Source organism: Bacillus sp. z50 (assembly GCF_058313585.1).
Genome location: NZ_JBZFQL010000006.1, coordinates 179,905 through 205,588 on the forward strand (window position 1 = coordinate 179,905; position 25,684 = coordinate 205,588).

The 25,684-nt window shown below is 37.4% G+C and carries 22 protein-coding genes; 6 read left to right on the forward strand and 16 right to left on the reverse strand.

All coding sequences use genetic code 11. The features are described 5' to 3' along the window. Positions 1-20: 20 nt before the first annotated feature. On the forward strand, positions 21-2,192 hold the full coding sequence (locus AC4G3N_RS16330) for a cell division protein FtsA (RefSeq protein ID WP_148631023.1): 2,172 nt from the start codon (positions 21-23) through the stop codon (positions 2,190-2,192). Between the two features lie 27 nt (positions 2,193-2,219). On the opposite strand, the gene ytxJ is transcribed toward AC4G3N_RS16330, so the two are convergent. Genes ytxJ through AC4G3N_RS16345 form a run of 3 tightly spaced genes read right to left on the reverse strand, consistent with a single transcriptional unit; the run spans position 2,220 to position 3,819 of the window. Then, on the reverse strand, positions 2,220-2,546 hold the full coding sequence (ytxJ, locus tag AC4G3N_RS16335) for a bacillithiol system redox-active protein YtxJ (RefSeq protein WP_066109056.1): 327 nt from the start codon (positions 2,544-2,546) through the stop codon (positions 2,220-2,222). A 36-nt stretch (positions 2,547-2,582) separates the two neighbouring features. Then, positions 2,583-3,287 (reverse strand): YtxH domain-containing protein, encoded by a 705-nt coding sequence (locus AC4G3N_RS16340; RefSeq protein ID WP_066109059.1) that lies wholly within the window; start codon positions 3,285-3,287, stop codon positions 2,583-2,585. A 28-nt stretch (positions 3,288-3,315) separates the two neighbouring features. Further along, positions 3,316-3,819: a DUF948 domain-containing protein gene (locus AC4G3N_RS16345; RefSeq protein ID WP_066109062.1), complete on the reverse strand. Its 504-nt coding sequence runs from the start codon at positions 3,817-3,819 to the stop codon at positions 3,316-3,318. 164 nt (positions 3,820-3,983) lie between these two features. Between AC4G3N_RS16345 and AC4G3N_RS16350 the strand changes: the two genes are divergently transcribed. Beyond that, entirely contained in the window at positions 3,984-5,099 is a 1,116-nt protein-coding gene (locus AC4G3N_RS16350; RefSeq protein WP_491090659.1) for an aminopeptidase, read from the forward strand. 56 nt (positions 5,100-5,155) lie between these two features. On the opposite strand, the gene murC is transcribed toward AC4G3N_RS16350, so the two are convergent. From murC to AC4G3N_RS16375, 5 genes are all read right to left on the reverse strand, one after another. Further along, positions 5,156-6,457, reverse strand: coding sequence for a UDP-N-acetylmuramate--L-alanine ligase (gene murC, locus AC4G3N_RS16355; RefSeq protein ID WP_066109068.1), 1,302 nt, complete (start codon positions 6,455-6,457; stop codon positions 5,156-5,158). Positions 6,458-6,774: 317 nt separating this feature from the next. Beyond that, positions 6,775-9,843, reverse strand: coding sequence for a DNA translocase FtsK (locus tag AC4G3N_RS16360; protein WP_491090661.1), 3,069 nt, complete (start codon positions 9,841-9,843; stop codon positions 6,775-6,777). Between the two features lie 116 nt (positions 9,844-9,959). Beyond that, positions 9,960-10,769 carry a DUF1444 domain-containing protein gene (locus AC4G3N_RS16365; RefSeq protein ID WP_066109073.1) on the reverse strand — a complete coding sequence of 270 codons (810 nt, stop codon included), beginning with the start codon at positions 10,767-10,769 and terminating at the stop codon, positions 9,960-9,962. Positions 10,770-10,986: 217 nt separating this feature from the next. After that, entirely contained in the window at positions 10,987-11,298 is a 312-nt protein-coding gene (locus AC4G3N_RS16370; RefSeq protein ID WP_066109075.1) for a thioredoxin family protein, read from the reverse strand. A 64-nt stretch (positions 11,299-11,362) separates the two neighbouring features. After that, positions 11,363-12,565, reverse strand: coding sequence for an MFS transporter (locus tag AC4G3N_RS16375; RefSeq protein ID WP_491090664.1), 1,203 nt, complete (start codon positions 12,563-12,565; stop codon positions 11,363-11,365). 777 nt (positions 12,566-13,342) lie between these two features. Here AC4G3N_RS16375 and AC4G3N_RS16380 point away from each other — a divergent pair. Both AC4G3N_RS16380 and AC4G3N_RS16385 read left to right on the forward strand, forming a co-directional pair. Further along, entirely contained in the window at positions 13,343-13,771 is a 429-nt protein-coding gene (locus AC4G3N_RS16380; RefSeq protein WP_491090666.1) for a hypothetical protein, read from the forward strand. Then, positions 13,772-15,496 (forward strand): class I SAM-dependent methyltransferase, encoded by a 1,725-nt coding sequence (locus AC4G3N_RS16385; protein WP_491090668.1) that lies wholly within the window; start codon positions 13,772-13,774, stop codon positions 15,494-15,496. A gap of 502 nt (positions 15,497-15,998) precedes the next feature. Here AC4G3N_RS16385 and AC4G3N_RS16390 read toward each other — a convergent pair. Both AC4G3N_RS16390 and AC4G3N_RS16395 read right to left on the reverse strand, forming a co-directional pair. Then, complete coding sequence (locus AC4G3N_RS16390) at positions 15,999-16,523, reverse strand: DUF84 family protein (protein WP_066109087.1); 525 nt, start codon at positions 16,521-16,523, stop codon at positions 15,999-16,001. A 63-nt stretch (positions 16,524-16,586) separates the two neighbouring features. Next, positions 16,587-17,663, reverse strand: coding sequence for a M42 family metallopeptidase (locus AC4G3N_RS16395; protein WP_066109090.1), 1,077 nt, complete (start codon positions 17,661-17,663; stop codon positions 16,587-16,589). A gap of 198 nt (positions 17,664-17,861) precedes the next feature. Between AC4G3N_RS16395 and AC4G3N_RS16400 the strand changes: the two genes are divergently transcribed. Further along, positions 17,862-18,182 (forward strand): hypothetical protein, encoded by a 321-nt coding sequence (locus tag AC4G3N_RS16400; RefSeq protein WP_139892783.1) that lies wholly within the window; start codon positions 17,862-17,864, stop codon positions 18,180-18,182. Between the two features lie 414 nt (positions 18,183-18,596). Here AC4G3N_RS16400 and AC4G3N_RS16405 read toward each other — a convergent pair whose 3' ends face one another. Beyond that, positions 18,597-19,448: a YtnP family quorum-quenching lactonase gene (locus tag AC4G3N_RS16405; RefSeq protein ID WP_066109096.1), complete on the reverse strand. Its 852-nt coding sequence runs from the start codon at positions 19,446-19,448 to the stop codon at positions 18,597-18,599. A 52-nt stretch (positions 19,449-19,500) separates the two neighbouring features. Further along, entirely contained in the window at positions 19,501-20,136 is a 636-nt protein-coding gene (gene trmB / locus AC4G3N_RS16410) for a tRNA (guanosine(46)-N7)-methyltransferase TrmB (protein ID WP_066109099.1), read from the reverse strand. 173 nt (positions 20,137-20,309) lie between these two features. Between trmB and AC4G3N_RS16415 the strand changes: the two genes are divergently transcribed. Further along, a complete protein-coding gene (locus AC4G3N_RS16415; RefSeq protein ID WP_257469191.1) occupies positions 20,310-20,588 on the forward strand; it encodes a YtzH-like family protein in 279 nt (92 codons plus the stop codon). On the opposite strand, the gene AC4G3N_RS16420 is transcribed toward AC4G3N_RS16415, so the two are convergent. The 4 genes from AC4G3N_RS16420 to AC4G3N_RS16435 all read right to left on the reverse strand — a co-directional run bounded on the left by AC4G3N_RS16420 (position 20,576) and on the right by AC4G3N_RS16435 (position 25,571). Continuing rightward, positions 20,576-21,352, reverse strand: coding sequence for a phosphotransferase family protein (locus AC4G3N_RS16420; RefSeq protein ID WP_066109102.1), 777 nt, complete (start codon positions 21,350-21,352; stop codon positions 20,576-20,578). The two genes, AC4G3N_RS16415 and AC4G3N_RS16420, sit on opposite strands and share 13 nt — an antisense overlap. A gap of 142 nt (positions 21,353-21,494) precedes the next feature. Continuing rightward, entirely contained in the window at positions 21,495-23,630 is a 2,136-nt protein-coding gene (gene pulA, locus AC4G3N_RS16425) for a type I pullulanase (protein ID WP_491090672.1), read from the reverse strand. Between the two features lie 5 nt (positions 23,631-23,635). After that, on the reverse strand, positions 23,636-24,598 hold the full coding sequence (locus AC4G3N_RS16430; protein ID WP_139892781.1) for a diacylglycerol/lipid kinase family protein: 963 nt from the start codon (positions 24,596-24,598) through the stop codon (positions 23,636-23,638). Next, complete coding sequence (locus tag AC4G3N_RS16435) at positions 24,576-25,571, reverse strand: NERD domain-containing protein (protein ID WP_066109106.1); 996 nt, start codon at positions 25,569-25,571, stop codon at positions 24,576-24,578. The genes AC4G3N_RS16430 and AC4G3N_RS16435 overlap by 23 nt, the downstream gene beginning before the upstream one ends. Between the last annotated feature and the right edge of the window lie 113 nt (positions 25,572-25,684).

Below are 25,684 nucleotides of genomic sequence, written 5' to 3' on the forward strand. Positions count from 1 at the left end.
ATAAAAGGAGAGACGAATCCTTGACCAAAAAAATTTTTGCTCTCGATATTGGCACTCGCTCAGTTGTAGGAATCATATTAGAAATACGCCTCGATCAATATGTCGTTACAGACGTCATCATTAGAGAACATACTGAGCGTGCCATGCTGGATGGCCAGATTCATGATGTCGTAGCTGTTTCCAACGTTATACTCGATATTAAGCTTACACTTGAAAAAAAGCACGGTCCTCTTACTAAAGTATGTGTAGCAGCTGCAGGACGTGCTTTGCGTACAGAGATTGGGAGATCATCTATTCCCATATCCGGCAAGCCTCTCCTGTCTGCCGATGACCGCATTCATCTGGAATTAGCTGCTGTACAACAAGCACAGTTTCAGGTAGCTGAAAAAGAAGACATCCAAAGTAATTATCATTATTATTGTGTAGGCTATTCTGTTCTCCATTACTATCTTGATGGTCAGGAAATCGGAAATTTACTTGACCAAAAAGGGGATGAAGCAGAAGCAGAAATTATCGCTACTTTTCTGCCGCGAGTGGTCGTTGAATCACTGTTTGCTGCACTCAAAAGAGTAAATCTTGAGCTAGAAGCACTTACTCTTGAACCAATTGCTGCAATTCATGTCCTTATTCCACCCTCTATGAGAAGGCTCAACGTATGCCTTGTTGACATTGGAGCTGGTACTTCTGATATAGCGATTACAGATGAACGAACCGTTATTGCCTACGGAATGGTCCCTGTTGCTGGAGATGAGATAACAGAGGAAATCAGTGATCAGTATTTACTTGATTTCCCGAATGCGGAAGATACCAAGAGATCCATAAATGAACAGGAGTTTGTCAAAATCAGTGATATTCTTGGTTTCGAATCAGAGATCCCAAAAGAAGAAATGATTACAGCCATCTATCCCGCCATTGAAAAATTAGCAGATTCCATTAGCCGAGAAATTTTGCAACTGAATAATGCTAAGCCTCCGCAAGCCGTTATGCTTATTGGCGGAGGTAGCTTAACACCGCGCTTACCAGATATTTTGGCAAAGAAATTAAATCTGCCTGCCAATAGAGTTGCTATACGCGGAATAGACGCTATCAAAAATTTAGTGATTGAGTCAGATTACATTAAAGGACCCGAACTCGTTACGCCCATTGGAATAGCCATTTCATCAGATGTTAATCCAATTCATTATGTTTCTGTTGAAGTAAATGGGACCCCAGTTCGTTTATTTGATCTTAAGCAACTGACTATAGGAGATGCCTTGCTTGCAGCAGGACTTCATTTAACAAAGCTATACGGTAAACCTGGAAATGCGAAGATTGTTAGTATTAACGGCAGAAATATTACCATACCAGGTACACACGGAGAGCCTCCGCAAATCAAAAGAAATAATGTGTCTTGCTCTCTTGATTCCCCATTAACCCCTGGAGATCAGCTATGGATAGATAAGGGAAAAGACGGTTCTGAAACATCTGTGATATTAAGAGAATTACTTGATGAACTGCCTATGAGGGAGATTTATATAAACGAAGAGAAATATGAAATTCCTTGTACCCTATTTATGAATGGTTTTCCTGCTGATGGCCACGAAGATATTCATGATGGTGATCGGATTGCTTTTAAAATGCCAGAGACTGTGCAGGATGCACTATTGTTCGCTGGCTTGAATTCTATACTGGACGAACTTGTCCCGTTTAATCTAGTTATCAATGGCCGGCCGGAAAGCTTCGTCTCGTTTTCAGGTGCCATATATGTTAACGGAAAAGGTGTATCTTTTAACCATCGGATAGCCGATCATGATCGCCTCACCTTAGTTCGTAGAAAAGCAATCACAGTCAAAGATTTAATAGGTGTCTATAAGGCTGAAGAGATTAATCAAATATCTGTTACGTTTAATGGTCAACCACTTACGTTGACAAATAACAGCTATACAGTCTATCGAGAAGATAAGTCCTTAAGTGATACAGATATCCTTTTTAACGGGGAGCAACTAAAAATAAACTTTAATAAAGAATCCGCTTTTATATTCCAGGATCTATTTCGGTACATAGAAATAGAACTTCCCAAGAATAATCCGGGCGGCTTTCACCTTATGCGGAATAAACAGGAAGTCACATTTTACAATGAAATCCAAGATGGTGATCAACTTGAAATTGTTTGGTTCAACTCACAGAATTATCCGACCAAAGTAAACCGGTAAGGAATTAAATTCCTTACCGGTTTCTATTTAGATATATTCTTTAAGTGCCTGTTCTAGATTTTGGGCTGTAATTCTTCCATGAGATGTATTCCACACAGCCTCACTATTTTTAAATAATATAGCTTGCGGTGACTCATGTTTAATTCCGGTTAAATCTCGAACATGCTCTGATAGTGGTTTGGCTTCCTGTACAGCTAGATAAGCTGTAGCTATAGCAGGATGCTCAGCGACAAACTGGGAATACTCATCAAAAGCTGCACCACTAATTGGACATGTAAGGCTATGCTTCAGAAGCAGAAAAACATCATGCTCTAAAAGTTGCTGTAATTCCTCTTCGTTAGTAATCTTTTTCATCCATATCCCCCCATTTGTGTTTATTCCAAACCACTTTTATTTTTTATTCGTTGTGTTTTTCGAATTGGTTGCTGAATTATTTTTATTTCCAGTTGAATTAGAAGAATTAGAACCTAAATCAACTTTTATTGTATTATTCGAGCTATTGGACGGTGTTTTACCTGAAGATGTATTTCCGCTGGCTGTAGAATTGAAACCAGTTTTTTCAGAAGCATACGTTTCTTCTTTAGCAGTATTTTTACTGTCTATGTTTTCTTCTCCAACATAAACGTCATCTGGGGAATCAACTACAACATTACTATCCATCTTCTTATCTGTTTGATTTTCCTTTGTATCAGATGATTGACTGTTGCTTTCTTCATTTGTCGTGCTTCCAAACTTTTTCTTAACCGCTTCTGTTAATGGTGCACCTTTTTCTCTTGCGACAGAAATCCATTCTGTTCCTTTTTCTTGAGCTGTTTGTTTTAGAGCAATTCCTTTTTCAGTGGCTGTTTGTTTTAAAGCAGATCCCTTTTCTGTAGCCGTTTGTTTTAAAGCAGAACCCTTTTCAATCAATGGAGTTCCTTTTTCCATTAAAACGCTGCCTTGTTCAGATAAATCATGACGAAGTTCTTTACCGGACTTAGGTGCTAAAAACAGTGCAGTAGCTGCTCCAACAAGCCCGCCTACTATTGCTCCTACTACAAAATCTTTTGTTGACATACCATTATCTTGATTAAAATTATCATTTTTATTATTCATTCTTAAACATCTCCTTTTTTATGGTTAATTAAGATTGAGAACGTTGATATCTGGTTTCTTGTGAAGGTAAAGTAACATCTCTGCCTGCTTCAGATTCGGTATAGATTGCTGTACTCTGTTCAGCTTTATGCTTTTTCCACTTATTCACAAGCTCAATGCATGCATTTCCCCATTGAACTACTTGGGTAATTTTTTCGTCATTTTGACTCGCTGCTAATTGAACTCGGTTTGTAATCTGGTCAATGGTTTGATTCACACGTTGAATCGATCCTCCCACACCTTTAACTGCATCAACAACCGTATTTAGATTCTCAGATTTATGCTGAATATCTTCAGCCAAAGCATTCGTCTTATGTAGCAGCAGTGTTGTCTCGGTTGTTATGCCTTGCATCTGAGTTTCTAGGCCTGTTAATGTGCTAGATACACTCTCCATTGTTGTTTGAAGGGATTTTAATGTTCTTGAAAGATAAATAACAAGAACCAGGAACGCTATGGCAATCAATGCCACGCTTAAATATAAGATAATTTCCATCGTCTTCACTCCATCTCTAAATTATAATTAGTTTTTACCCTTTATCTCCTTATTTAAACTATATAGGAATTTATTCTGATCCACAATGTTCCTTCCACCTTAATATTATTACTAAAGTAAGATACAATTAAATTAAAGTTTAGAGATGAAAGGAGATTTTTTTTATGAGGGATCCAAGAATTCAGCAATTAGCTCATAATCTAATTAACTATTCTGTAAAATTACAAAAAGGTGAAAAAGTACTTATAGAAAATTTCGGTATACAACCAGAATTGGTTAAAGCATTGGTAAGTGAAGCATATGAGGCAGGTGGATATCCATTCGTTTCAACAAAGGATCAAACCATTGAAAGACAGTTACTATTAGGTGCAACTGAAGAACACTATAGATTAATCGCCGAATTTGAATCACAGGTTATGAGTAAAATGGATGCATACATAGGTCTTCGTGCAGGCGATAATATTTCAGAATATTCTGATGTCCCTGCTAATAAAATGAAAATCTATGGACAGACCGTACAAAATAAAGTACATAGAGACATCCGAGTTCCAAAAACGAAATGGGTGGTCCTTCGTTACCCAACCAATTCAATGGCTCAGCTGGCAAAAATGAGTACAGAAGGATTTGAAGATTTTTATTTTAATGTATGTAATCTTAATTATGCCAAAATGTCTGAGGCGATGGACAGCCTAGTCGAGTTAATGAATCAAACGGACAAAGTACGCATTACAGGTCCAGGAACAGATTTACATTTTTCTATTAAAGGCATTCCTGCCATTAAATGTGCAGGGGAGCGTAATATCCCAGATGGTGAAGTGTATACCGCACCTGTACGTGATTCTGTAAATGGCACCATTACGTATAATACCCCATCTCCATATCAGGGATTTACATATGAAAATGTATGTCTAACATTCGAAAACGGAAAAATCGTTAAGGCAACAGCGAATGACACAGAAAGAATCAATAAGGTATTTGATAGTGATGAAGGCGCACGTTATATCGGCGAATTTGCGATAGGGGTTAATCCATATATAACCAATCCAATGCAGGATATTCTATTTGATGAAAAAATTGATGGAAGCTTTCACTTTACACCGGGTCAAAGCTATGATGAGGCGCCAAATGGTAATCACTCCAGCATTCATTGGGATTTGGTTAATATCCAACGTAAAGATTATGGAGGCGGCGAAATATATTTTGATGATCGACTAATTAGAAAAGACGGCAGATTCGTTCTCCCAGAATTAGAGAAATTAAATCCTGAAAATCTAAAATAAATAAAAAACCCTTCAAGAGTACTTACTGATTACTCTCGAAGGGTCTTTATGTGCATTTATTTCGTTATAAAGCTCTCATAGGCTGCTTGCACTTTTTGAATATCTCCAGCACCCATAAATAATAATACACCATTGTGATGATTTTTAAGGATAGACGGATCTTCCTCCTGAATAATTTGAGCACCGTCCACCTTATTACAAAGATCTTTAACTGTTAATTTCCCATTCAACTCTCTTGCTGATCCGAAAATTTCACATAAGTATACTTTATCTGCTTCTTTTAAGCTTTCAGCAAAATCATCCAAAAACTTCTGAGTTCTAGAGAAGGTATGCGGCTGAAATACAGCTACAATCTCCCGATCAGGATACTTTTGTCGAGCTGAATCAATTGTTGCCTTTATCTCTGTTGGATGATGGGCATAATCATCAATTAAGATTTGATGATCAAGTTGTTTTTCAGAGAAACGTCTCTTAACGCCAGTAAATGACATTAGGCGTTCCTTAATGATCTCCACATCAATATCCTCATATTGACAAAGTGCAATAACAGCTAGCGCATTTAAAACTGTATGGCGCCCAAACATTGGAATCGTAAATGTCTCATAATAATTATTTCTTACATGCACATCGAATGTAGTTCCAGCTTCTGAAGTGACAATATTTTTAGCCTGGAAATCATTTTCTTCGTTAAACCCATAAAATATGACCGGTACTTTCGCCTGGATTTTTTGTAGCTGCTCATCATCACCACAGGCAATAATTCCTTTATTTACTTGCAGTGCCATCTCTTGAAAGGCAGAGAACACATCATCAAGATTTGCAAAATAATCCGGATGGTCAAAATCAATATTGGTCATAATGGCATAATCCGGATCGTAGGATAAAAAGTGTCTTCGGTATTCGCAAGCTTCGAATACAAAGTATTTAGAATCTGCTTCTCCCTTACCCGTTCCATCTCCAATTAAAAATGACGTTGGCTCAGCTCCGCTGATTACATGAGACATTAAGCCGGTAGTCGATGTTTTTCCATGCGCGCCTGTAACAGCTATGCTCACGAACTTTTTAAGGAAATCTCCAAGAAATCGTGGATAGCGAATGACTGGCAAACCAAGTTCTAAAGCTTGAACAATCTCATCATGACTATCAGGAAAAGCATTTCCTGCAATGATTGTCATACCTGGTTTAATATTTTCTTTATTAAATGGCAATATTTTTATACCGGCATTTTCAAGTGCGATTTGGGTAAAAAATCTTTTTTCATAATCTGAACCCTGTACCTGATATCCCATATCATTTAGGATTTGGGCTAACGCGCTCATCCCGGATCCTTTTATACCTACGAAGTGATAAACTGTCATAGAATGAACCTCCAACATACGTCAATGCTGTAAAACAGTATATGACGGTCTCTTTTTTTTGCTAATTGCAATTTGCCTGCTATGCCTGTTTAGGCTTTACTAATTGAAACAATATAAGTATTTAAAACCAGTTAGATTACTATTATAACGAGCACATGCAATCAATATCTTCATTGCGTTAAAGATATAACTTGTATGATTATAAACCTATAAATCGATTTCGTACAATTTTTCTAACTGATTTTCTCATAAATATAGTATTACCTTTTCTGGGAAATACTCATAATTAAATTATTATACAAAAATTTTTCCTCTGTTCAAAAAGGGGATTGAGATTCATGTATAGCCTCTAAATCAGATTCAGATATAAGCACATCACGAGGTTTACTTCCTTTTGATTCTGATAAAATACCTTCTTTCTCCAGCATATCAATCAGCCTCGCTGCCCTGTTATAACCAATCCTAAAGCGCCTTTGCAGACTGGATATGGATGCTCCTCCCATCTCAACCGCAAATTCACACACTTCGTAATAGAGTTCATCCTTTTCTTCTATATGTTCACTTGTTTTTACCAATTCATTTGGCTCAAACATAAAGGACGGTTTAGCCTGAGCCATTACATGTTTTACGACATCCTCAATCTCATCATCAGTTACAAAAGTTCCCTGCAGGCGAACTGTTTTAGAAGTTCCATTTTCCAAAAACAGCATATCTCCCCGTCCAAGTAATTTTTCAGCTCCACTTTGGTCCAAAATCGTACGTGAATCTACCTGTGAAGAAACGGAAAAAGCAATTCTTGTAGGAATATTGGCTTTGATTAACCCGGTAATGACATCTACAGATGGTCTTTGTGTTGCCACCAGTAAATGAATCCCGCATGCTCTGGCTTTCTGCGCAATACGGCAGATCGCTTCCTCTACGTCAGCAGGAGACATCATCATTAAATCAGCCAGCTCATCAATCACGATAACTAAATAAGGCAGCTTATGCTCCATTTGCCCGGATGATAGTGCCTTTTCATTATATCTGACAATATCTCTCACTCCTGAATGGGCAAACAACTCATATCTCCGTTCCATCTCTTCTACTGCCCATTTCAGTGCAGCTGTTGCAGCTTTTACATCAGTAATAACCGGTGCTGCCAAATGCGGAATATTGTTATATGGCGCAAGTTCAACCATTTTCGGATCAATTAATAAGAGTCTGACATCAGATGGGTGTGATTTATATAATAAACTGATTAAAACAGAGTTAATAAATACACTTTTTCCAGAACCTGTAGAGCCTGCCACCAAACCATGCGGCATTTTCTTTAAATCTGTTACAATCGGGTTTCCTGAAATGTCCAACCCAACTGCCACTGAAAGCGGTGAGGTATTCTCAGCAAAAACTTTTTCCTCCAAAACCTCACGCAGATAAACAGGACGTGTATTTATATTGGGAATTTCAATTCCAATCATTCGTTTCCCGGGAATCGGTGCTTCTATACGAATATCTTTAGCAGCCAGGCTTAGTTTTAGATCATCATTTAAATTTGTGATTTTACTAACCTTAACACCAGGATCCGGCTGAACCTCAAATCTTGTTACAGAAGGTCCTTGAGAATACGTATGTACTCTAGCCTTAACATTGAATTGTTCAAGTGTATCATCTAGCAATGCTGCTTGTTCTGCAAGCCAATCAGCATCTTCTCTAATGTCCACTCGTGGCTTCAAAATTGAAATATCCGGATATTGATAGGAATCATTCAGTTTTTTTTTAGGTTGCTCCGAAGGCTTTTCCTCTTTGCCGGCAATCGTTTTTTGATTGCGATTTGCTGCAATATGATCTTTATCATTCTTAAGCATTAAAACGTTAAAAGGAATGTGTTTTCTGCGCTCCCTAATGCGCTTTTCTCTTTCTATTTTTCGTCTCTCTTCTTCATCCATAGCATCGCTTGTCACTGTTGCTTCCATTGGACTGTTCGGCTCTGATAAAGAGACTTCTCTATCTATATGGTTCTCCGTATCATCCAGTTGCGCGGATTTCTCCAAACCATTAGTTCGATCGATTGACTGCGTTTCGAACGAAGCTATAGATTCATTCGAAACTGGCTCATTCGTTTGAATGTCCTTGATTGAAAACTCATCCTCAGTTCCGTCAAGCAAAATGATATCCTGCCCATTTTTCTCATTGTGACTGATGTCTATATTTTTCTCATCATTTCCGCTTACCTGATGATTTTCTTCTATATTCATTGCAGATTCATGGGTCTGCGTGATTAAATCATGAGCTTGCTGAATTTCATCTCTCTTGTATGGTTGGTCTTCCTCCATATCAGAATCAGCTTCCTCAATATCCTCATATACCTCACTGCCTGAAGGGGAATGGTAGTAATCTTCAACTGGTTCCTCCGGTTGTAATCCAAAGTTGTTCTCCAGATTTTCATCATCAGCTTGTTCGTCAAGATTCTGATGAATCATTGGAATCGACTGAAATTCCTCCTGCTCCATCTGTGAGCCAGAGTGCATGATCAGCGTATCTTTTTCCACGATTCCTTCTTCTTGAGTTATTTCATCTTCGTAATCAGCGTTCAAAATTGCTTCATTCATTTCCTCAATTATCTGATTCTCGCTGACTGGATTCCATGCTATTTCACTTGTGGCTGCAACCTCTGTATCTTCTGCTGAAACAGTATCAGGTAATAGCGGAGCAATCACACTCTCGATATCCTCCGTATGTCTATTTCCATCATTAGTCGAGACTTTTTGCTGTTCCTCTTTTATCTCTTCATCTGAATGCTTAAAATCGGAATTCAGCGGCAACTCATTCTGTCTTTCCATTTCAAATGATGGTTCTTGATTGACACTCGGTGGATTCACTTTCTTTCCATGCATTAAAGCAAGAACGGAATCTAAGGTCGTTTCAGGTGGTAATTCGTATTCGACTATTTTTTGATTTTTAGTGCCGGTCTGTCGATTTTGAAATCCATAAATAGGCGAAGGTATTTCTGTTCTTCTAAACGGCTTTTTATTCGGAACAACTTCGTTCTGTTTTGGTTCTGGCTTAGGTATTATTCTTTGATTAGACACTTTCAATTTAGGAACAGCAGCCGGGGATTTCTCAAATCTCCTCACGTGCACTTCCTTCTTCACACCCAACTCATTTTGCTTCTTTTTTTGTTCTTTTAATCTTATTAACTCTTCATCTGAGATTAATGGGAATTTGAAATTATCCTTTGGGTATCTATATTGAATTCTTGCTTCAATTTCAATTTGATTTTCTTTTTGTCTTTTTACTTTTTTAGGTACTTTTTGAATGTTTTCATGGCTATTACGAGGTTCTACTTCTACTTCCTCTTCTACATCCTCATAGAACCAATCAATGATTTTTTTGAAAAAGCTCATAGCCTTCCTCACACTTTCTATGGTTGTTATAAATTAGTATTACAAGTATCTATTTTATCAAAAAATTTACTCATTTAAGACATATTCCTTGTAAATGGTATCAATTTCCTATTATATTATTGGTCTTCTACCGGTCGATTCTTTGCTAAAATAAAGATTGGCTCCAATTCTCCATTTTCATAAAGGAATGGCAGAGCGGTGACCGGAACATTTCCATTTGTAAAAAAGTGCATATTCATTTGTGCTAAAATGTCATAACCTGCATCATTTTGTATGTCTGCAATGATTAAGACATCCTGATGTGGAATGGCCACTGCCATTGTCCCTTTCATATCTTCCTTCCATGTTTTCATTTGTGAATCAATCAGGACTCTTGAAGCATCGTATCCATCGTTATGATTAATAAAATAAAAGTCATTTCCGCGTACACTGTCTTTTTTAGACTTAATCGGCAATGACCTGACATTAAACATAGCCATTGAACGTATGGAATCTTGATCCCAGCCTTCTTTCCTCATTAGCTCCTCATCAATCAACCTATACGTATTACCCAAATCAAGAGCATAATAAACTCTCGTTTCGGCTGTATGCTCATCTGTAATAAACGGTGTATTTTCACGGGACTCCATTGGGAAGGAAGTCGAACGGATAACAGGGTAAATTAATTTTTCATTTCCCTTCAAAGATTGTTCCGTACCCATTACTTTCGTTGATTCTTTTATATAATAAAGGACTTCATCAATCGCTTTTTGACCAGATTGCTCATACTTCGATACAAGCGGCGCCAATCCAATTGTTATTCCCTTACCAGTTTCTTCATTTTCAATTCTTAATTCCTCTTTATCACGATTATAATTAAATTTTGAATTTGTATCAGCTAAGCTTTCCATAAGTAAAGATTTCATTTTAGTAGTCGTCATTTTCATAGGGATTCCTCCTTAACATTACTATAGCTTAATTAAACTCATGCTGCTAAATAAAGTGTAACTTTGTTGGTTGGGTTCCTTCATTCCAAAGAGCACCAACGGAGTCAATCGGGTTCATACGGGCGATTATCTCCACTTAATCGTTCTTTTTTCTGCTTTTTTTGAAGTAAGAACGGAATAAAAAAATCCCCCGAATAGGGGGGAGTATAATAGTTTATCATAATGAAGCAATGAAATCTTCAATTTGCTCTTGAGTCTTCCGGTCCTTATTTACATATCGGCCGAGCTCTTTTCCATCTTCAAATGCAATAAAGCTCGGTATTCCAAAGACATCCAGCTTTATGCACAGATCAAGAAATTGATCGCGGTCCACATAGATAAAGGTATACTCTTTATTTGCGGCCTCAATGTCACCTATAAATGGTTCGATGAATCTGCAATCCGGGCACCAATTTGCAGAAAATAAAAGCATCACTTTCCCATTTGACATCAATTCATTATAATGTTCCATACTTTCTAATTTTTTCATATCAAAATCATCCTCTCGAGTAGCCTCTTGTATGAGTTATCATACCCAAATCTACAGAGGATTGCTATTCTAACGTCACATTTTTAGTTTCCTTGCCAAGAATCAATACAGACAGCATCCCAATTATAATGGCAATGCTAAAAAGTAAGAAGATTTTATCAATAGATGTATGAGAAGCCAGTAAGTTTCCGACGGCAAGCGGGCCAAGGATACCTCCTATTCTCCCCACAGCTGCTGCCATTCCTGTGCCAGTCCCTCTTATAATAGTTGGATATTGTTCAGGTGAGTAGGCATAGAGCGCTCCCCAAGCTCCCAGGTTAAAAAAGGAAAGAAAACACCCTGAAATCATTAAGGCTGTTAATGTTTCTGCATTACCGAAGAAATAAGCACTTACAGCTGTTCCAAACAAATATGTAACCAATACAAATTTACGTCCAAATTTCTCTATAAACCAGGCAGCCGTGAAATACCCAGGCAATTGCGCCAAGGTCATTATAACAACATATTGGAAACTTTTTATGAGTGTAAAACCTTTCAAAATCATAACACTGGGAAGCCACAGAAACATCCCGTAATAGGAAAAGACAACACAGAACCACAGAATCCAGAGCATCAAAGTCTTTACCGCATAATCTTTAGTCCATAGTGTCTTAAGCGAATTTACGATTGAGATGGATTTCTTTTCCTTAACCATTTGAAACTTCTCAGAATCAGGTAGATGTATTCTTAAATAAATCGCATAAAAAGCAGGAAGTGCACTGATTAGTAAAGCAATTTGCCAGCCATAAGTTGGAATGACAAAGTATGAAATAAGCGCCGCAATCAGCCAGCCTGCAGCCCAAAAACTTTCAAGCAGCACTACGACTCTGCCTCTTCTCTCTGCAGGCACACTTTCCGACACCAACGTAGAAGCAACTGGCAATTCACCGCCAAGCCCCATTCCAATTAAAAATCTGAAAACCAGAAAAATAGATAAGCTTGTCGTCAAAGCAGAAAATCCGCTTCCTAAGGAAAATAATAATAGCGTAATAATTAATACATTTTTTCGGCCGATACGATCAGCCCAAATCCCAAACACTAAAGCACCTACTGCCATGCCGATAGAGTTCACACTTCCTATCCACCCCATTTGTTCTGAGGTTAAATTCCACTCCTTCTGCAGAGCCGCGATAATAAACGAAAGCATTCCAACATCCATAGCATCGAATAGCCAAGCGACCCCGGCAATCCCCAATAGTTTCCGTTCTTTTACCTTTCCCTTCCCCATTCATTGACCCTCCCCATCACAATCTCAATGAAAACTATTAAAATGAAATCTCTAATTTGTATATTAACTTCTGTCTTGACAGGTGTAAACAACTATTTAAATTATTTTCTAAAGAATAATACTCGTCTAAGTCTCTTTGATTCTACAAGGCTGTTATCTCATAGATTGTTCCTCCTGAATAAATAAGTTAATCACCATTCTGTGATATCGCCAGAATAAAGATAGCTTCTTAACTAAGGGCAGTGTTAATGTTTTATAAAGACATTTATTGTAGAAGGGGAATGTTATGAATAGAAAAATCCGTGTTTTTTTATTTGTTTTCTTCTGTTATTTATTGTGGCTATACTTCGCTATATATGAATCTTCAATTTATAACTGGTGGACAGTAAATGTGATAAAACACGCAACTGATGATACTGTTCAAATAGGTGTCTCATTAGTAAAGGTGTTTGTTGGTACGGTTATATTTACTCTTAGTGGATTTATATTCTATTTATTGTTGAGAAAGAGAAGTTAGTTCTTATTGACTAAGGGGGTTTTAGTTGAATATCCGAGATAGCAAAAACACTGCCTCTTTTTATGGCATTAGCAACAATCTTTACGAAAACATCCAATAGACATTCTCTAATAGGATAAACGGCTATTGAATACAAATAAGCTGGGAGAAAAATAGTTATAATTTATAAAGAAATCCCCTTTATCCTCACCACAAATATCTTCCATTCTGAAAAGGATATACACCGTTCATTGAAGAAATAATATGGAAGTAACTACAACATGCATAAAGATATAATCCTAACAGAATGGTTTTCACCCCATTATTCTGCTTTATTAGAAAGGCGGATTTATTTGTTAAACTCACTAAAATGTATTCAAGAAGTAAAGATAGGAAATACAAAGGTATTAAGAAATCATAAGTGGATACACTTTCTCTACCTTACAAAAGAACAACACGTAAATTTAGAGCAAGTAGAATCTTTAGAGAAATTGCCGCCAAATCCGGTTCTATCCTATGTAGAACGAACCCTTTGGTTATTGAACGAGATGAATCTTCCCATTAATGAAAGGTCAATTATTGAAGAGGTCTTGATTTGGTCTGAGGTATCAAAAGGCGGGTTGAAGCACAAACGTAGAGAGTGGGAGAAAAAAGGGTTCCAATTGGCCATCCATAATATTGGTTCAGCTCAAATTTATGCTGATGAATAAATGAACCTGCCGTTACACGGCCGCAATTTAGAAAAAGAGGAACTTGTTTATCTTCTCATATTAACGCATGGGTTAGCCGGTCAATTTATCAGAGGAGAAATCCATTATTCTCAATTCCGTCCCTTAATTTATTGGATCGAGGAACATAAAAACTTAGAATATAACATAGAAAGGATTCTCTATTCCCTAAATCAGTGTGTTATTCAAGCGATTTCGGATCAGTTGTGGAACAACGTTAATAAAGAAGTAGAAGAAGTACTATCCTGGATAAACAAAGGTGAACAGGCAAAAGAGCTTCCCCTAAAAGAGCGGATGAGAAGATTAAGAAAATCTTCAATCCAGCGAGGGGAAAACTTCGATGATCTATACATTCAGTATTTCGAAAACAATCAATTAGCTAGATACATAGAATCGTTCTTTAAAAAAATAGATATGTGGTATCTTGAATCTGCTTTACAAGAGTTTTCTTTAGAAGAGTTTTTGAAAATTTTCTTATTGATATTCCAGAAAATTAATCCCCTTACTATACAACAGGTTAGCTTTGAGTCTTTCATGAAGGATATTTACTATGATTACAAGGGGCAAAAAGTAATTAATCTATACAAAAAAAGAATTATCGAGACATTCCTAAGTGAGTTTACAATTGAGGATTTACTAAAAGGAAAGATGCCTGTAAACGAACACGTTCAAATTCAAATTGAATCCACAGACTTACTAGGTCAAATTGTAGGGGTTCATTTTAGTTATTCAAGTGCCGGTCAGAAATTAATTGAATTTTGCCAGGAAGCCGAAAAGTCTCCGATATATGAAAGAGCAATTATCTTACTTTATGACTTTTTTGGTTTCAGGAAAGATGCTTTTGATCGCTTGCAGAATGAAGAAAACTATTTAACCGATATGAATAATGGTCAAGATCATAAAAAGGTCATATCTGATTTTGCTGTAGGGAAGGTAATGCTGGACATTGGAGCTGGTGGCGGTGTGATGCTTGATATCCTATCAGAAAATCACCCGGAAGTAACTGTAATCGGAATTGATATCTCAATTAATGTAGTAGAGGAATTAAACAGGCGAAAATTCAGGGAAAATAAATCATGGCACGTAAAACAGGCAAACGCCTTGGAATTAAAAGACTATTATGAGGCAGGAAGCGTAGATACCATTGTGTTTTCTTCTATCTTACATGAAATGTATTCTTATATTCCGTACAAGGGCAGGAAATTCAATCGAGATGTAGTTATCCAAGCATTGAAAAGTTCTTTTGAAGTATTAAACAAAGGCGGAAGAATCATCATTCGTGACGGAATTATGACTGAGCCTATAGACCAATGGAGACTACTAGAATTTAAAGACCCAAAGGGCATGGACTTCTTTATGAGGTATGTTCATGACTTTAAGGGAAGGACTATCAGGTATGAAAGACTGGAGAGTCTTCTTATCAAACTGCCTGTTAATGATTTAATGGAATTCCTCTATACGTATACTTGGGGAGAAGAGGCTTATCCACATGAGGTACAAGAACAATTTGGGTATTTTACTCCAAGTGAATATGAAGAAGTTATTCATGTATCTTTAGGTAAAGAGGCAAAAATTATAAAGCTTCATCATTATTTACAAAACGGATACGAAGAATTTCTTTTACCTAAAGTAAAAATTATGAATGAAAAAAGAGAGATTGTACCGCTACCGGACAGCACCTGTTTAATTGTAATTGAGAAAACATAAGACAAGAAAAGAGGAGAAATTATCTCTCCTCTTTTTATATGGCTGCTTTCGTAAGGATTTATATGGAAACAACTGCCTCCAGAAAGGAAGTGGCTGTACATCCGTAACTTTTATCCAGGAGCAGCAATCATGCGAAAGCCCGCTGAGTTGTAGAATCACCTTCTTCAATCAAAAGGTGATTTGGCTTTTGACTCTTAGTAGCTATGAGAGATCATATAGTATATTCCCAGCTCTTAATAGCCCTTAGAAAGGATAAAAACAAGCAACTACCCTTATTTGACAAAATTCGGCAGTCCTCAACGTTTTTAGCAGTATTTTTTTATCACCTATGTTATCATACTAGTAAAATCATAGATAAAGGTGAGAAATTACATGAAAAATAGTATTATCTCCCTCGTCGGGTTTATTATTTCGAAGCTCTTCTCTTCCAAAATAAAGAAACATGAAGAAATTCAGCGTCTATCAGAAGATGAAAAATACTAAGACTCCTAAACTCTCCTCATCACGACTTCTTTACTGTTAAATGATACTCATACTGACCAACTAATAATTCAATAATGTGCTCAAACATACGATCTCTTGTTATACGGCCGTTTGAGAATACACCAACAGCTCCTTCTGACTTCCTGATATCCTGTTTCTTTGTATATTCATCCATAACCGGCCCAAGCTCTCTGCCCGAGTATAACTCCTCAGCAATACTTTCCGGTAATTTGATACGTGCACCGCCACTGACAAAGCTTTTGCCTTCTTTCGTGACTAGTGCTCCCCAATTGCATATAAACAATCCATAAGGCGTTTTCACCACTCCGCCTTCAAGACCCAGCCCAAATTCAGCCTGAACTTCCTTCATCGCATTTCTTGCTCTATTTAAAGCACCCTCAATTGTTTCTTCATCCGAGAATGGCTGTTCATTTACCTCAGATGATACATTAACCGGAACAAGCTCAGCTGATAACTCCCGGCCCGCTAATTCTCCAGCCTTAATTTTCGCCGGATTTTTAGTGCCCAAAGCAATTTTAACCATTAATCTGCATCCTTTCTTTAAAAAAGAAGACAGATAGATGCCTCTGCCTTCTCAACTCTTTTATTAACCGTTTTGTTTAATCGTTTCAACGGTTGTTTTATCACAGCTTCTAACTAATTTAACCAATAATTCTTTTGCTGCAGCATAGTCATCAATATGAATAATGGAGGCATGCGTATGGATATACCGTGAACATATACCAATTACGGCACTTGGTATACCGCGATTTGTAATATGTACTTTCCCTGCATCTGTCCCCCCATTTGGAGCAACAAAATATTGATATGGAATATGATTCGATTCCGCAGTATCCAAGATAAATTCTCTCATCCCTTTATGCATGACCATTGTACGGTCATATATTCTAAGTAATGGACCTTTTCCGAGATAACCGAATACAGATTTACTGCCTGACATATCATTTGCAGGACTTGCATCACATGCAAAGAAGATATCAGGATCAATCATCGTCGCCGCTGTACCCGCGCCTCTCGTACCGACTTCTTCCATAACAGTAGCACCGCTGTATAGGATATTAGGCAATGTCTCATTTTGAAGCTCTTCCAGTAGTTCAATCGCCAATCCGCAGCCATACCGATTGTCCCATGCTTTTGCCAGAATTTTTTTAGGATTGGCCATTTGAGTGAATTCACTATATGGGATGATTTGCTGACCTGGTTTCACTCCCATTGCAATTGCATCCTCTTTATCATCAGCACCAATATCAATCAGCATATTACCGATTTCCATAGGTTTGGACCTTTGGGCCTCACTCAGCAAATGTGGCGGAATCGAACTGACAACACCGATAATAGGGCCTGATTCAGTATATACCTGCACTCTTTGTGCCAGCAACACCTGACCCCACCAGCCTCCAAGCGTTTGAAAACGAAGTAACCCCTCAGGAGTAATAGAGGTTACCATAAAACCAACCTCATCCATATGTCCGGCAACCATAATTTTTGGTCCTTGGTCATTTCCGCGTTTCACACCAAAAATACTGCCAAGGCCGTCCTGAATGATTTCATCTGTGTATTTGGATAATTCCTTTTTCATAAACGAACGAACTTCATGTTCAAATCCAGGTGCTCCTGGAATCTCGGTAAGAGTCTTAAATAAATCTAGAGTAGATTGCTTCATATATGTATCCCCTTTACCATGTTATTTTCTATAATCTCTATTCTCATTCTACAGAATCATACTTCCAAATACCACATACATGGAGTTTGTTGGTTAAAAGATGGCACTATTTAAGCTTAAAATGTATAATGAACGGGAATAGATTAACCAAGCAAATGTTAAATAACAGCTATTACCCATTTGATTGGAGGAATATAAGTGAATTGGAAAACATTTATTTCAGGTGTTGCAGCAGGATTTGCAGCAGGTTATGTCGTTAAAGAATTAACAAATCAAAGCAATATTACTTCTCCTGAAAAGATTTTGTCCACTATTAAAAGTACACTTGGACAAGGCGGAGAGACCATCAGAGGCTCATGGATTATGATGAAGCCTGAAAAGTATACAAAAAATGAATTGGATTATGATGTATACAAAGGTGGACTTACAAAGCAAGAAGGCCTTGAATCTACGCAGTATGAATTTATAGCGGATGCAACAACAGGAACAATCATCGATTTTTACGAACAAGTACATTAATTAAAAATGGTAGAAGGAGGAAAATCACTTTTCCCCCTTCTATTTTTTTATTTCATTAGGCGTTTCAATAAGATAGTAGTAATTTTGAAGGAGAATTATATGTTTTCCCTATTTTATGCGCGAAATCAGGAATTATTGAGCGATTTCCCTTTTTTAAGAGCGAAAACAGTGATTATTGAGCGATTTCCCCTTTTTATGAGCGAAAGCAAGGTTTATTGAGCGATTTCCCCTATTTTATGCGCGAAAGCAGAATTTATCGAGCGAATTTCCCCTCTTATGAGCGAAAAAGATATTGATTGAGCGGGAATTTTAGATATTGGATGCCTCATAACCGCAGCATACCACCACATTAAACTAATAGCCCGTAAAAAAAAGCGCCGATAAGTCACCAACAAGTGACCTACCGGACAGCCTTTATTCTGGTCGATTTCGCTCAACTTTTTCGATTATTCCTTTTCCGTCTGCATCCCATTTGATGGCACGGTAAGCATAATCATGATAAAAAGTGAACCATGCTTTATTTTCAATTCCTTGTTTAATCCATTTCTCTTTTGCATGTATGGAATCCATCGGGTAATCATCATAAGCCAGCACCCATAGAGGATTCTGATGGGCATGCGTTGGCATAAGGTCTCCCATATGAATTAATTGTTGATTATTGTCCTCGAGCACGATAATGCTGTGACCGTCACTGTGGCCGCCTGTATGAATCATCCTCAGTCCTTCAGTGATTAATACTTCACCTTCAAATGTTTCGACCTGTGTAACAATTGGCTTCCAATTTTCTTCCCAGTAGGTATTACGGGAACGAATATTGGGATTCTGAAGTTCTTCCCATTCAATTTTCGAGGTATAAATCGTTGCCTCAGGAAATAGGCTGATCAATTCGCCTTCCTGATAACCAGTCAGCCCACAGGCATGATCAAAATGCATATGAGTCATCAGAATTGCATCGATATCCGAATAGGTCATTCCGAGCCTGCTCAAGGATTCCTCGAGCTTGGACTCTTCACTGACACCATAATTTCTAATTTGTTTTTCCGACAGCTTCCCTTTGCCGAGGCCAGCTTCGATTAAATAATTTTTATGATCTGTCTGTACTAAGATGGGGTCCGACCTTAACTCTATTTGGTTCAATTCATTAACAGGATAACGTTTTGACCATAATGGTTTCGGAACCACTCCAAACATGGCTCCACCATCCATATGAGTATCTCCGCCATTCAACCAGGTTAATGTAAACTTACCAAATTGCAAAGTTTCCATAATCTATAAGCCCCTTTTTATAAGTGTGTTGACAGATCAAAAAACCATAGGATTAAAAGGAGACTTCACAACGATAAATTGGATTGCCCTTTGCTGAAAATTTTTGTTCATATTCAGTCATAATATTGCCTTCCATATCACTGTTGTGTAAATCCAAGCTCACTTCATTTAATGTCATCCCATAATGCGAGAAACTTACAAGTGAGTATTCAAATAATCCTCTGTTATCTGTCTTAAAATGAATTTCGCCATGCTCCGGCAAAATTCCTTTATATAGATCAAGGAATGTCTTATACGTCAATCTTCTCTTTTCATGACGTTTCTTAGGCCATGGATCAGAGAAATTCAGATAAACACGGGAAACTTCTCCCTCTGCAAAAATATTTGGAAGCTCTTCGGCATTCACATTCAGCAACTTCACATTTGGAAGATTAGATTCCAGCAATCGATCAAGTGCTGTAACAATCACACGCTCTGCCAATTCAATACCGATATAATTAATATCCGGATTTTGTGCAGCCATACCATTAATAAATTGTCCTTTACCAGTACCTACTTCTATATGAATCGGATTATTATTCCCAAACACTTCATTCCATGAACCCTTTTTAGTAGTCGGCTCCTGAATGCAATAATAAGGATTGGCCATTAGCTTATCCTTAGCCCATGGTTTATAACGTTGTCTCAAATTTGTGCACCTCCGCTAAAATACGTAAAAAAAGAGTAGCATAACATTTCATAAAATACCATGCTTATTAGTTAAAACATAATAAAAACCGGCATATGCCGGTTAAATATGAATAAATTTGGCTAAACTTTCACAACCTAAAATTGAATATGAAGAGAAGGGTTGTGGATAATTTGCCATTATCACAAAATCATCATTGGATGTTAGTAAAAGATATTTTAAATAATCATCAAGAAGATTGCTGCGGTTCACAATCAGAAGTTGAACAGCTTGAGAGAACTGTTAAATCCCTGATGGTTCAACCCGGTCTTGATGTAAATACAAAAGCTGTACTTGATGAGATTTACCAATACAGCCAAAGCGGTATACATGCCGCCAACCTGGAAAGTCATATAGAAGCACACCAGCAGCAACTCTCTGGCTGGGTTCGAGACATTGATCAATATTCCTGAGCAAATTTTAAATATTCGATATACCGGTTCATTTCATGCAACCGGTTTTTTCGTTTGTGCAAGACTATATTTTGTATAACCTGTGCAAGCACATGCCATTTCATCCTTAACTTAAGGTCTTCAGTGAGCTCTAATCCGTATTTGGATAGCCATTCCTTCCAATGCTCTTGTTTAACATAGGAATATAATAGCATACCGATATCCATAGCCGGATCTGCGATAATTGCACCGTCCCAATCAATCAAATATAGATCACCATTGTCAGAAATAAGGAGATTATTATGATTAATATCACCATGGCATACAACTTGCTGGTCACTGTTGACATCCTGTATATGTCTTTCCATAAATTCAATCGTATTTTGAATACTTGGATGATTTTCTAATTCCTTATCAAGGGAATTTTTTACGGACATTAGGATTTGTGTAGGTGTTTGGGCTGTCTTACCTAGGCGTCGAAGCATGTTTAATAAAGGTTTAGAAAGATGGATTTTCTGAAGCAATTCAGCAACCGCTTCTTCACTCATCTCAGTAGGATGTAATTCTCTACCATTCATCCATTCCTGAGCAGTAATCACGTCTCCATTTTCAAGCCTCTTGGTCCAGATCAGTTTTGGCACTATTCCTTCAGCGGAAAGCACAGCTAAAAAAGGAGACGAATTCCTTTTTAAAAATAGTCTTTGCTCATCATGCCTGGCAATAAACGCTTCACCTGTTGCTCCTCCGGCAGGGGTTATCTCCCACTCTTGCCCTAAATAATCCATGGTATTCACCTTCAATAATCTAATCTATTCTGGCATGGTTGTATGTAAAAATAAAAAAGACAGCCATTGACTGCTTTTTTCCAATAGCCATCTTATTAAATTTTAGTAGGTTAGGGACACATTCGTCAAGTGTTCCTGACTATTATTCCTGAACAAACACATATGTTCGCAAAGGTTCAAGGGTATAATCTCTTATGCTTTTCCTGATTATACGGTCTCCTTGTCCATCAGCACAACTATCACAAAGAATATCCCATTCAGTATCATTTGGCAGAGTGATTGCTGTTTCCTTTTCAGCATGGTGGAAGATTACTAAAATATTTTTCCAGCTTCCATATTCACCGACATTTTCATACATCAGGGCATGACAATTAACATGAATATCGACAATTTTCATATGTCTTTCTATTTCTTCACGTGTTCGAAAACGGAATGCACCATGGCTTTTTCGAATTTGTATCAAGCATTTTAAATAAGATATTGTTTCATCATGTTGCTCTCTTAGATCCCAATTAAGTTCATTTATCCAATCCGGTGAACAATAACTATTTTCGATTCCTTGTTTTGTTCTAAAAAATTCCTGTCCACTATGCAAAAATGGAATACCTTGTGAAAGCAAGACAATACTTGTAGCAAAACGATGACGGCGCTGCCTTAATTCATTTGACTCCAACCCATTAGCCACCTGAAGGCGATCCCATAATGTGTGATTATCATGACATTCCACAAAATTGACTGATTGTACCGGTGTCAATGGATATTCGGTACCTGTATTGGTCACAAGCTCAAAGAAATCATGCGGCTCTACTCTTTTACCGGAAATATAGCCATTATCTTTTAAATCAAAATTACTTCCTTTAATCGTATCTCTAAAGCGATCATTAAAGAATCCAATACCCGTTAATTTATGAGCATTTGCAATCGTTGATTTTTGCTCAGCAGGGAGTGCTGTGTGTAAATCCCAGCCTTCTCCGATGAGAATGGCATCCGGTCTTATTTCTTTTACCACACGTTCTATTTCCTTCATCGTATCCAAGTCTAGTAAGCCCATTAAATCAAATCTAAATCCATCAACCTGAAAATACTCCAACCAATATTTAATGGAGGCTATAATGAATTTTCGGACCATAAATCGTTCTGATGCTACATCATTTCCACAGCCGCTGCCATTTGAAGGCATTCCGTTTGAATCATAGCGGAAATAATAGCCAGGTACGATTTTCTCAAAGTTAGACAATTCCTTTTGAAATACATGATTATAAACAACATCCAAAATAACGCCAAGTCCATTTTTATGAAGACTCTTAATCAATTCCTTTAATTCTTCTATTCGATTGAACGGCAGATGCGGATTTGTACTGTAGACTCCTACTGGAGAATTAAAATGACGCGGATTATAACCCCAATTATACTCCTTACCAATGACTGTTTCATCAACCCCTGAGAAATCATTAACCGGCAAGAGTTCAATATGAGTAACTCCAAGTTCCTTTAAATAACTGATCCCGGTTGAATATCCTTTGTTTGTTTTCGTATTTTCTTCTGTAAACGCCAAGTATTTCCCCTTGGCATCCATGCCGCTGTTGTTATGATGAGAAAAGTCGCGTACATGTGTTTCATAGATAATTGCATCGACATGGCTGTCTAACGTGGGAATTTTATAGGAATGTCTTTCGATTTTTTCGGGATCTATAATAGCGCTGTATTGGCCATTTACAGAAACAGCCTTCGAATATGGGTCGGTTGCTTCTCTCCAAATATAATTGACACGAACCAAATAAGAATAAAAATAACCCTTTAAATCATTATGAATCGTTAATGACCATACTCCTCTTTCCCCCCGCTGCATCGCCACAGTTCCTTTTTCGGCCCCAAAATCATTGATTAGCTTAACCTTTACACTGGTAGCAGTTGGTGCCCAAAGCTTAAACACTGTCTTTTCTTTTGTATAGACAGCGCCTAAATCATTTCCATCATAATGATAATGTTCATCAAATTCAGGAGTCCGGATTACTGCACCTGTCCGAAGTCCAAAGGCTATTCCTTTATCATCCTCTATTTGATACTCTTCACCGAGCGGTATTTCAAATGGAGCCGTACATATATATTTAATGTAATGCTCTATTCGAACGACCTCTTCAACCTTTAATACGCCAATTTTTTGACCTTCGAAATAAATCGTAAAGGTCGGGGTTTCGTTATCACGATAATTAAGTGGAATTAAGATGGTAATTTTGTTTAATGCGTCCAAAAAAGCTGAAAACCTATCTGAATACACAATACTCACTCTCCTAAAGCTGCAATATTTACTTTATGATGATGCATATTAACGACTACCTTATCATTGCCAATATAATCGCCATCTGCATGAATAAATGCTGGTTGCTCAGAAGAAAGTTTTATATTCTTCCCTTGTAATTCCTGTACTCCCCTTATTTTGAGATGGCCGCCCCAAACTACTGTGACGAACATAAGTATCAGTTTCCATTTGGAAATATTATGTACGATTATGATATGAAAAAGCCCGTCATCTGGTTTCGAGTTTGGTGAAATCTTTATTCCACCACCAAAATAGGGCTGATTGGATGTCGTAACAAGCCAAACATTTTTATAGTTGAGGTCCCGGCCATCTATCGAAAGAGAAACATCAATTGGTCTATATGTTAACCATTTAATAAAAAAGAAATATAAATAAACAAGCTTTCCAGCGCCTATTTTATTAAAGTAATATTTTGATTTCGACTCATTTACAGCTTTTGTAACTGCTGCATCCAATCCCATACCCAAACTGTTCATAAAATACCCTTGTTTGTCAGTTTTATAGGATCCTAGATCGATTGGTGTCATTTTTTCACTATTTAGACACAATTTTTTAAATGCTTTAGTCGGATTTTTATCAATCTGGTATCCTCTTGAAAAATCATTTCCGGATCCTGCAGGAATATAAGATATCCTGGCTTCTTTATATCCGACAGCACCATTAATGACTTCATGAATCGTCCCGTCTCCACCTACAGCAATAATTAACGAATCACTCTCCTTTTCCAAAATTTCTCTAGTGATTTTACAGGCATGTCCTTCATATTCTGTATACCTATATTGGTAATGGATATTTTCACGTTCTAGGTATTTTTTTACCTTTTTCCAAATTTTTAAGCTTCCCCTATTCTTCGCGGCAGGATTTATAATGAAATTGAACTTCTCCTTGCTCATTAAAGCTTCCCTATAAACCGCTCTCTCTATCAAGCTCCTCCAACTCCTCTTCCAAATCCATTCTAATAGTGTAGGCTGTACTGCAGTAGTCCAATAGAGCCTGACCTGACTTAAGCTGTTGGTTTTTTATAGGAGACTGATTATTACGTATGCCCTCAAACCATCTTGCATAAGAACGCTTGTCGATGATTATCTCTGTATGGATGGCATTTACATCATCGATATATCCATTACGACAAATGATTCCTTTCCTGATTGGCATATCAATCTCCTTGCTTTCTAAGATCCTCTTAATGATTCTTTCCATACGATTTATGGATATATACGGGTTTAACACTTTTTTGTCTGCCCGATTATGATGTTTTCTTGTCCAAAACCTTCCCCTGTCCGCCAAAAATACGGCATCCTCTTCTGCTTCAAGAAAAGTTAAGCACCATATTTCCGTAGGCGTCATAAGCAGAATATCCAATTCTACCGGTGCATTTTTAAACTGAAAGACAGGCTTGTAAAGAATTAAGCAGTTATCAGGAAAGCGTTGCAAAAAATAACGCAGTTTCTGGTCATATACATAATTGGCATTTACTACAGATTTTTCTCTTAAGGTTGAACTCGCCCATTTAAGCTGAAAATTAAAAATCCGATCTAAAAATTGCTGTTTTAAATCGCTCTCTATTCGTGGGGGGAATTTCAAAAACCGTCCCAATTCCTGTTCTCTGTTTGAAACAGTTTGCCCTTCATGAACGTGAAAAGGTTCGCTTTGTTCTCTTTTAGTAAATATCTTCTTAAACGTCTCCGAGAGAGTTCTCTTTTTAATGGGATCATCCTGATTTTGATATATCTCATTGTTTTCTCCGCCAATCAGCCAGTCATTGATATCTCCTTCTTCATAAGCCTGCTTTAGTTTAGTCCACTGCTGTTTTTTTAAGCGGACAAACTGAGAGGAATAATGATAAATATCCTGTTCATAACGGGATACATAATCCTGCAGTTTAATTAATTGTCCCATCCCGTTTCCCCTGCCCTTTTCTAGTCTCTTTAAAATCTATATGGTCATTTTAGATGTGCATAATCATGACCAATAAAGCCTTCATGTTTTAATCAATTCAACCTACCATTACG

Bases quoted from the DNA above. Each gene is read 5' to 3' on its own strand.
- ytxJ (WP_066109056.1), bottom strand. From the start codon at position 2,546: ATGAAAAAGATTACTAACGAAGAGGAATTACAGCAACTTTTAGAGCAT.
- AC4G3N_RS16340 (WP_066109059.1), bottom strand. From the start codon at position 3,287: ATGAATAATAAAAATGATAATTTTAATCAAGATAATGGTATGTCAACA.
- AC4G3N_RS16345 (WP_066109062.1), bottom strand. From the start codon at position 3,819: ATGGAAATTATCTTATATTTAAGCGTGGCATTGATTGCCATAGCGTTC.
- AC4G3N_RS16350 (WP_491090659.1), top strand. From the start codon at position 3,984: ATGAGGGATCCAAGAATTCAGCAATTAGCTCATAATCTAATTAACTAT.
- murC (WP_066109068.1), bottom strand. From the start codon at position 6,457: ATGACAGTTTATCACTTCGTAGGTATAAAAGGATCCGGGATGAGCGCG.
- AC4G3N_RS16360 (WP_491090661.1), bottom strand. From the start codon at position 9,843: ATGAGCTTTTTCAAAAAAATCATTGATTGGTTCTATGAGGATGTAGAA.
- AC4G3N_RS16365 (WP_066109073.1), bottom strand. From the start codon at position 10,769: ATGAAAATGACGACTACTAAAATGAAATCTTTACTTATGGAAAGCTTA.
- AC4G3N_RS16370 (WP_066109075.1), bottom strand. From the start codon at position 11,298: ATGAAAAAATTAGAAAGTATGGAACATTATAATGAATTGATGTCAAAT.
- AC4G3N_RS16375 (WP_491090664.1), bottom strand. From the start codon at position 12,565: ATGGGGAAGGGAAAGGTAAAAGAACGGAAACTATTGGGGATTGCCGGG.
- AC4G3N_RS16380 (WP_491090666.1), top strand. From the start codon at position 13,343: ATGCATAAAGATATAATCCTAACAGAATGGTTTTCACCCCATTATTCT.
- AC4G3N_RS16385 (WP_491090668.1), top strand. From the start codon at position 13,772: ATGAACCTGCCGTTACACGGCCGCAATTTAGAAAAAGAGGAACTTGTT.
- AC4G3N_RS16390 (WP_066109087.1), bottom strand. From the start codon at position 16,523: ATGGTTAAAATTGCTTTGGGCACTAAAAATCCGGCGAAAATTAAGGCT.
- AC4G3N_RS16395 (WP_066109090.1), bottom strand. From the start codon at position 17,663: ATGAAGCAATCTACTCTAGATTTATTTAAGACTCTTACCGAGATTCCA.
- AC4G3N_RS16405 (WP_066109096.1), bottom strand. From the start codon at position 19,448: ATGGAAACTTTGCAATTTGGTAAGTTTACATTAACCTGGTTGAATGGC.
- AC4G3N_RS16420 (WP_066109102.1), bottom strand. From the start codon at position 21,352: ATGGATTATTTAGGGCAAGAGTGGGAGATAACCCCTGCCGGAGGAGCA.
- AC4G3N_RS16435 (WP_066109106.1), bottom strand. From the start codon at position 25,571: ATGGGACAATTAATTAAACTGCAGGATTATGTATCCCGTTATGAACAG.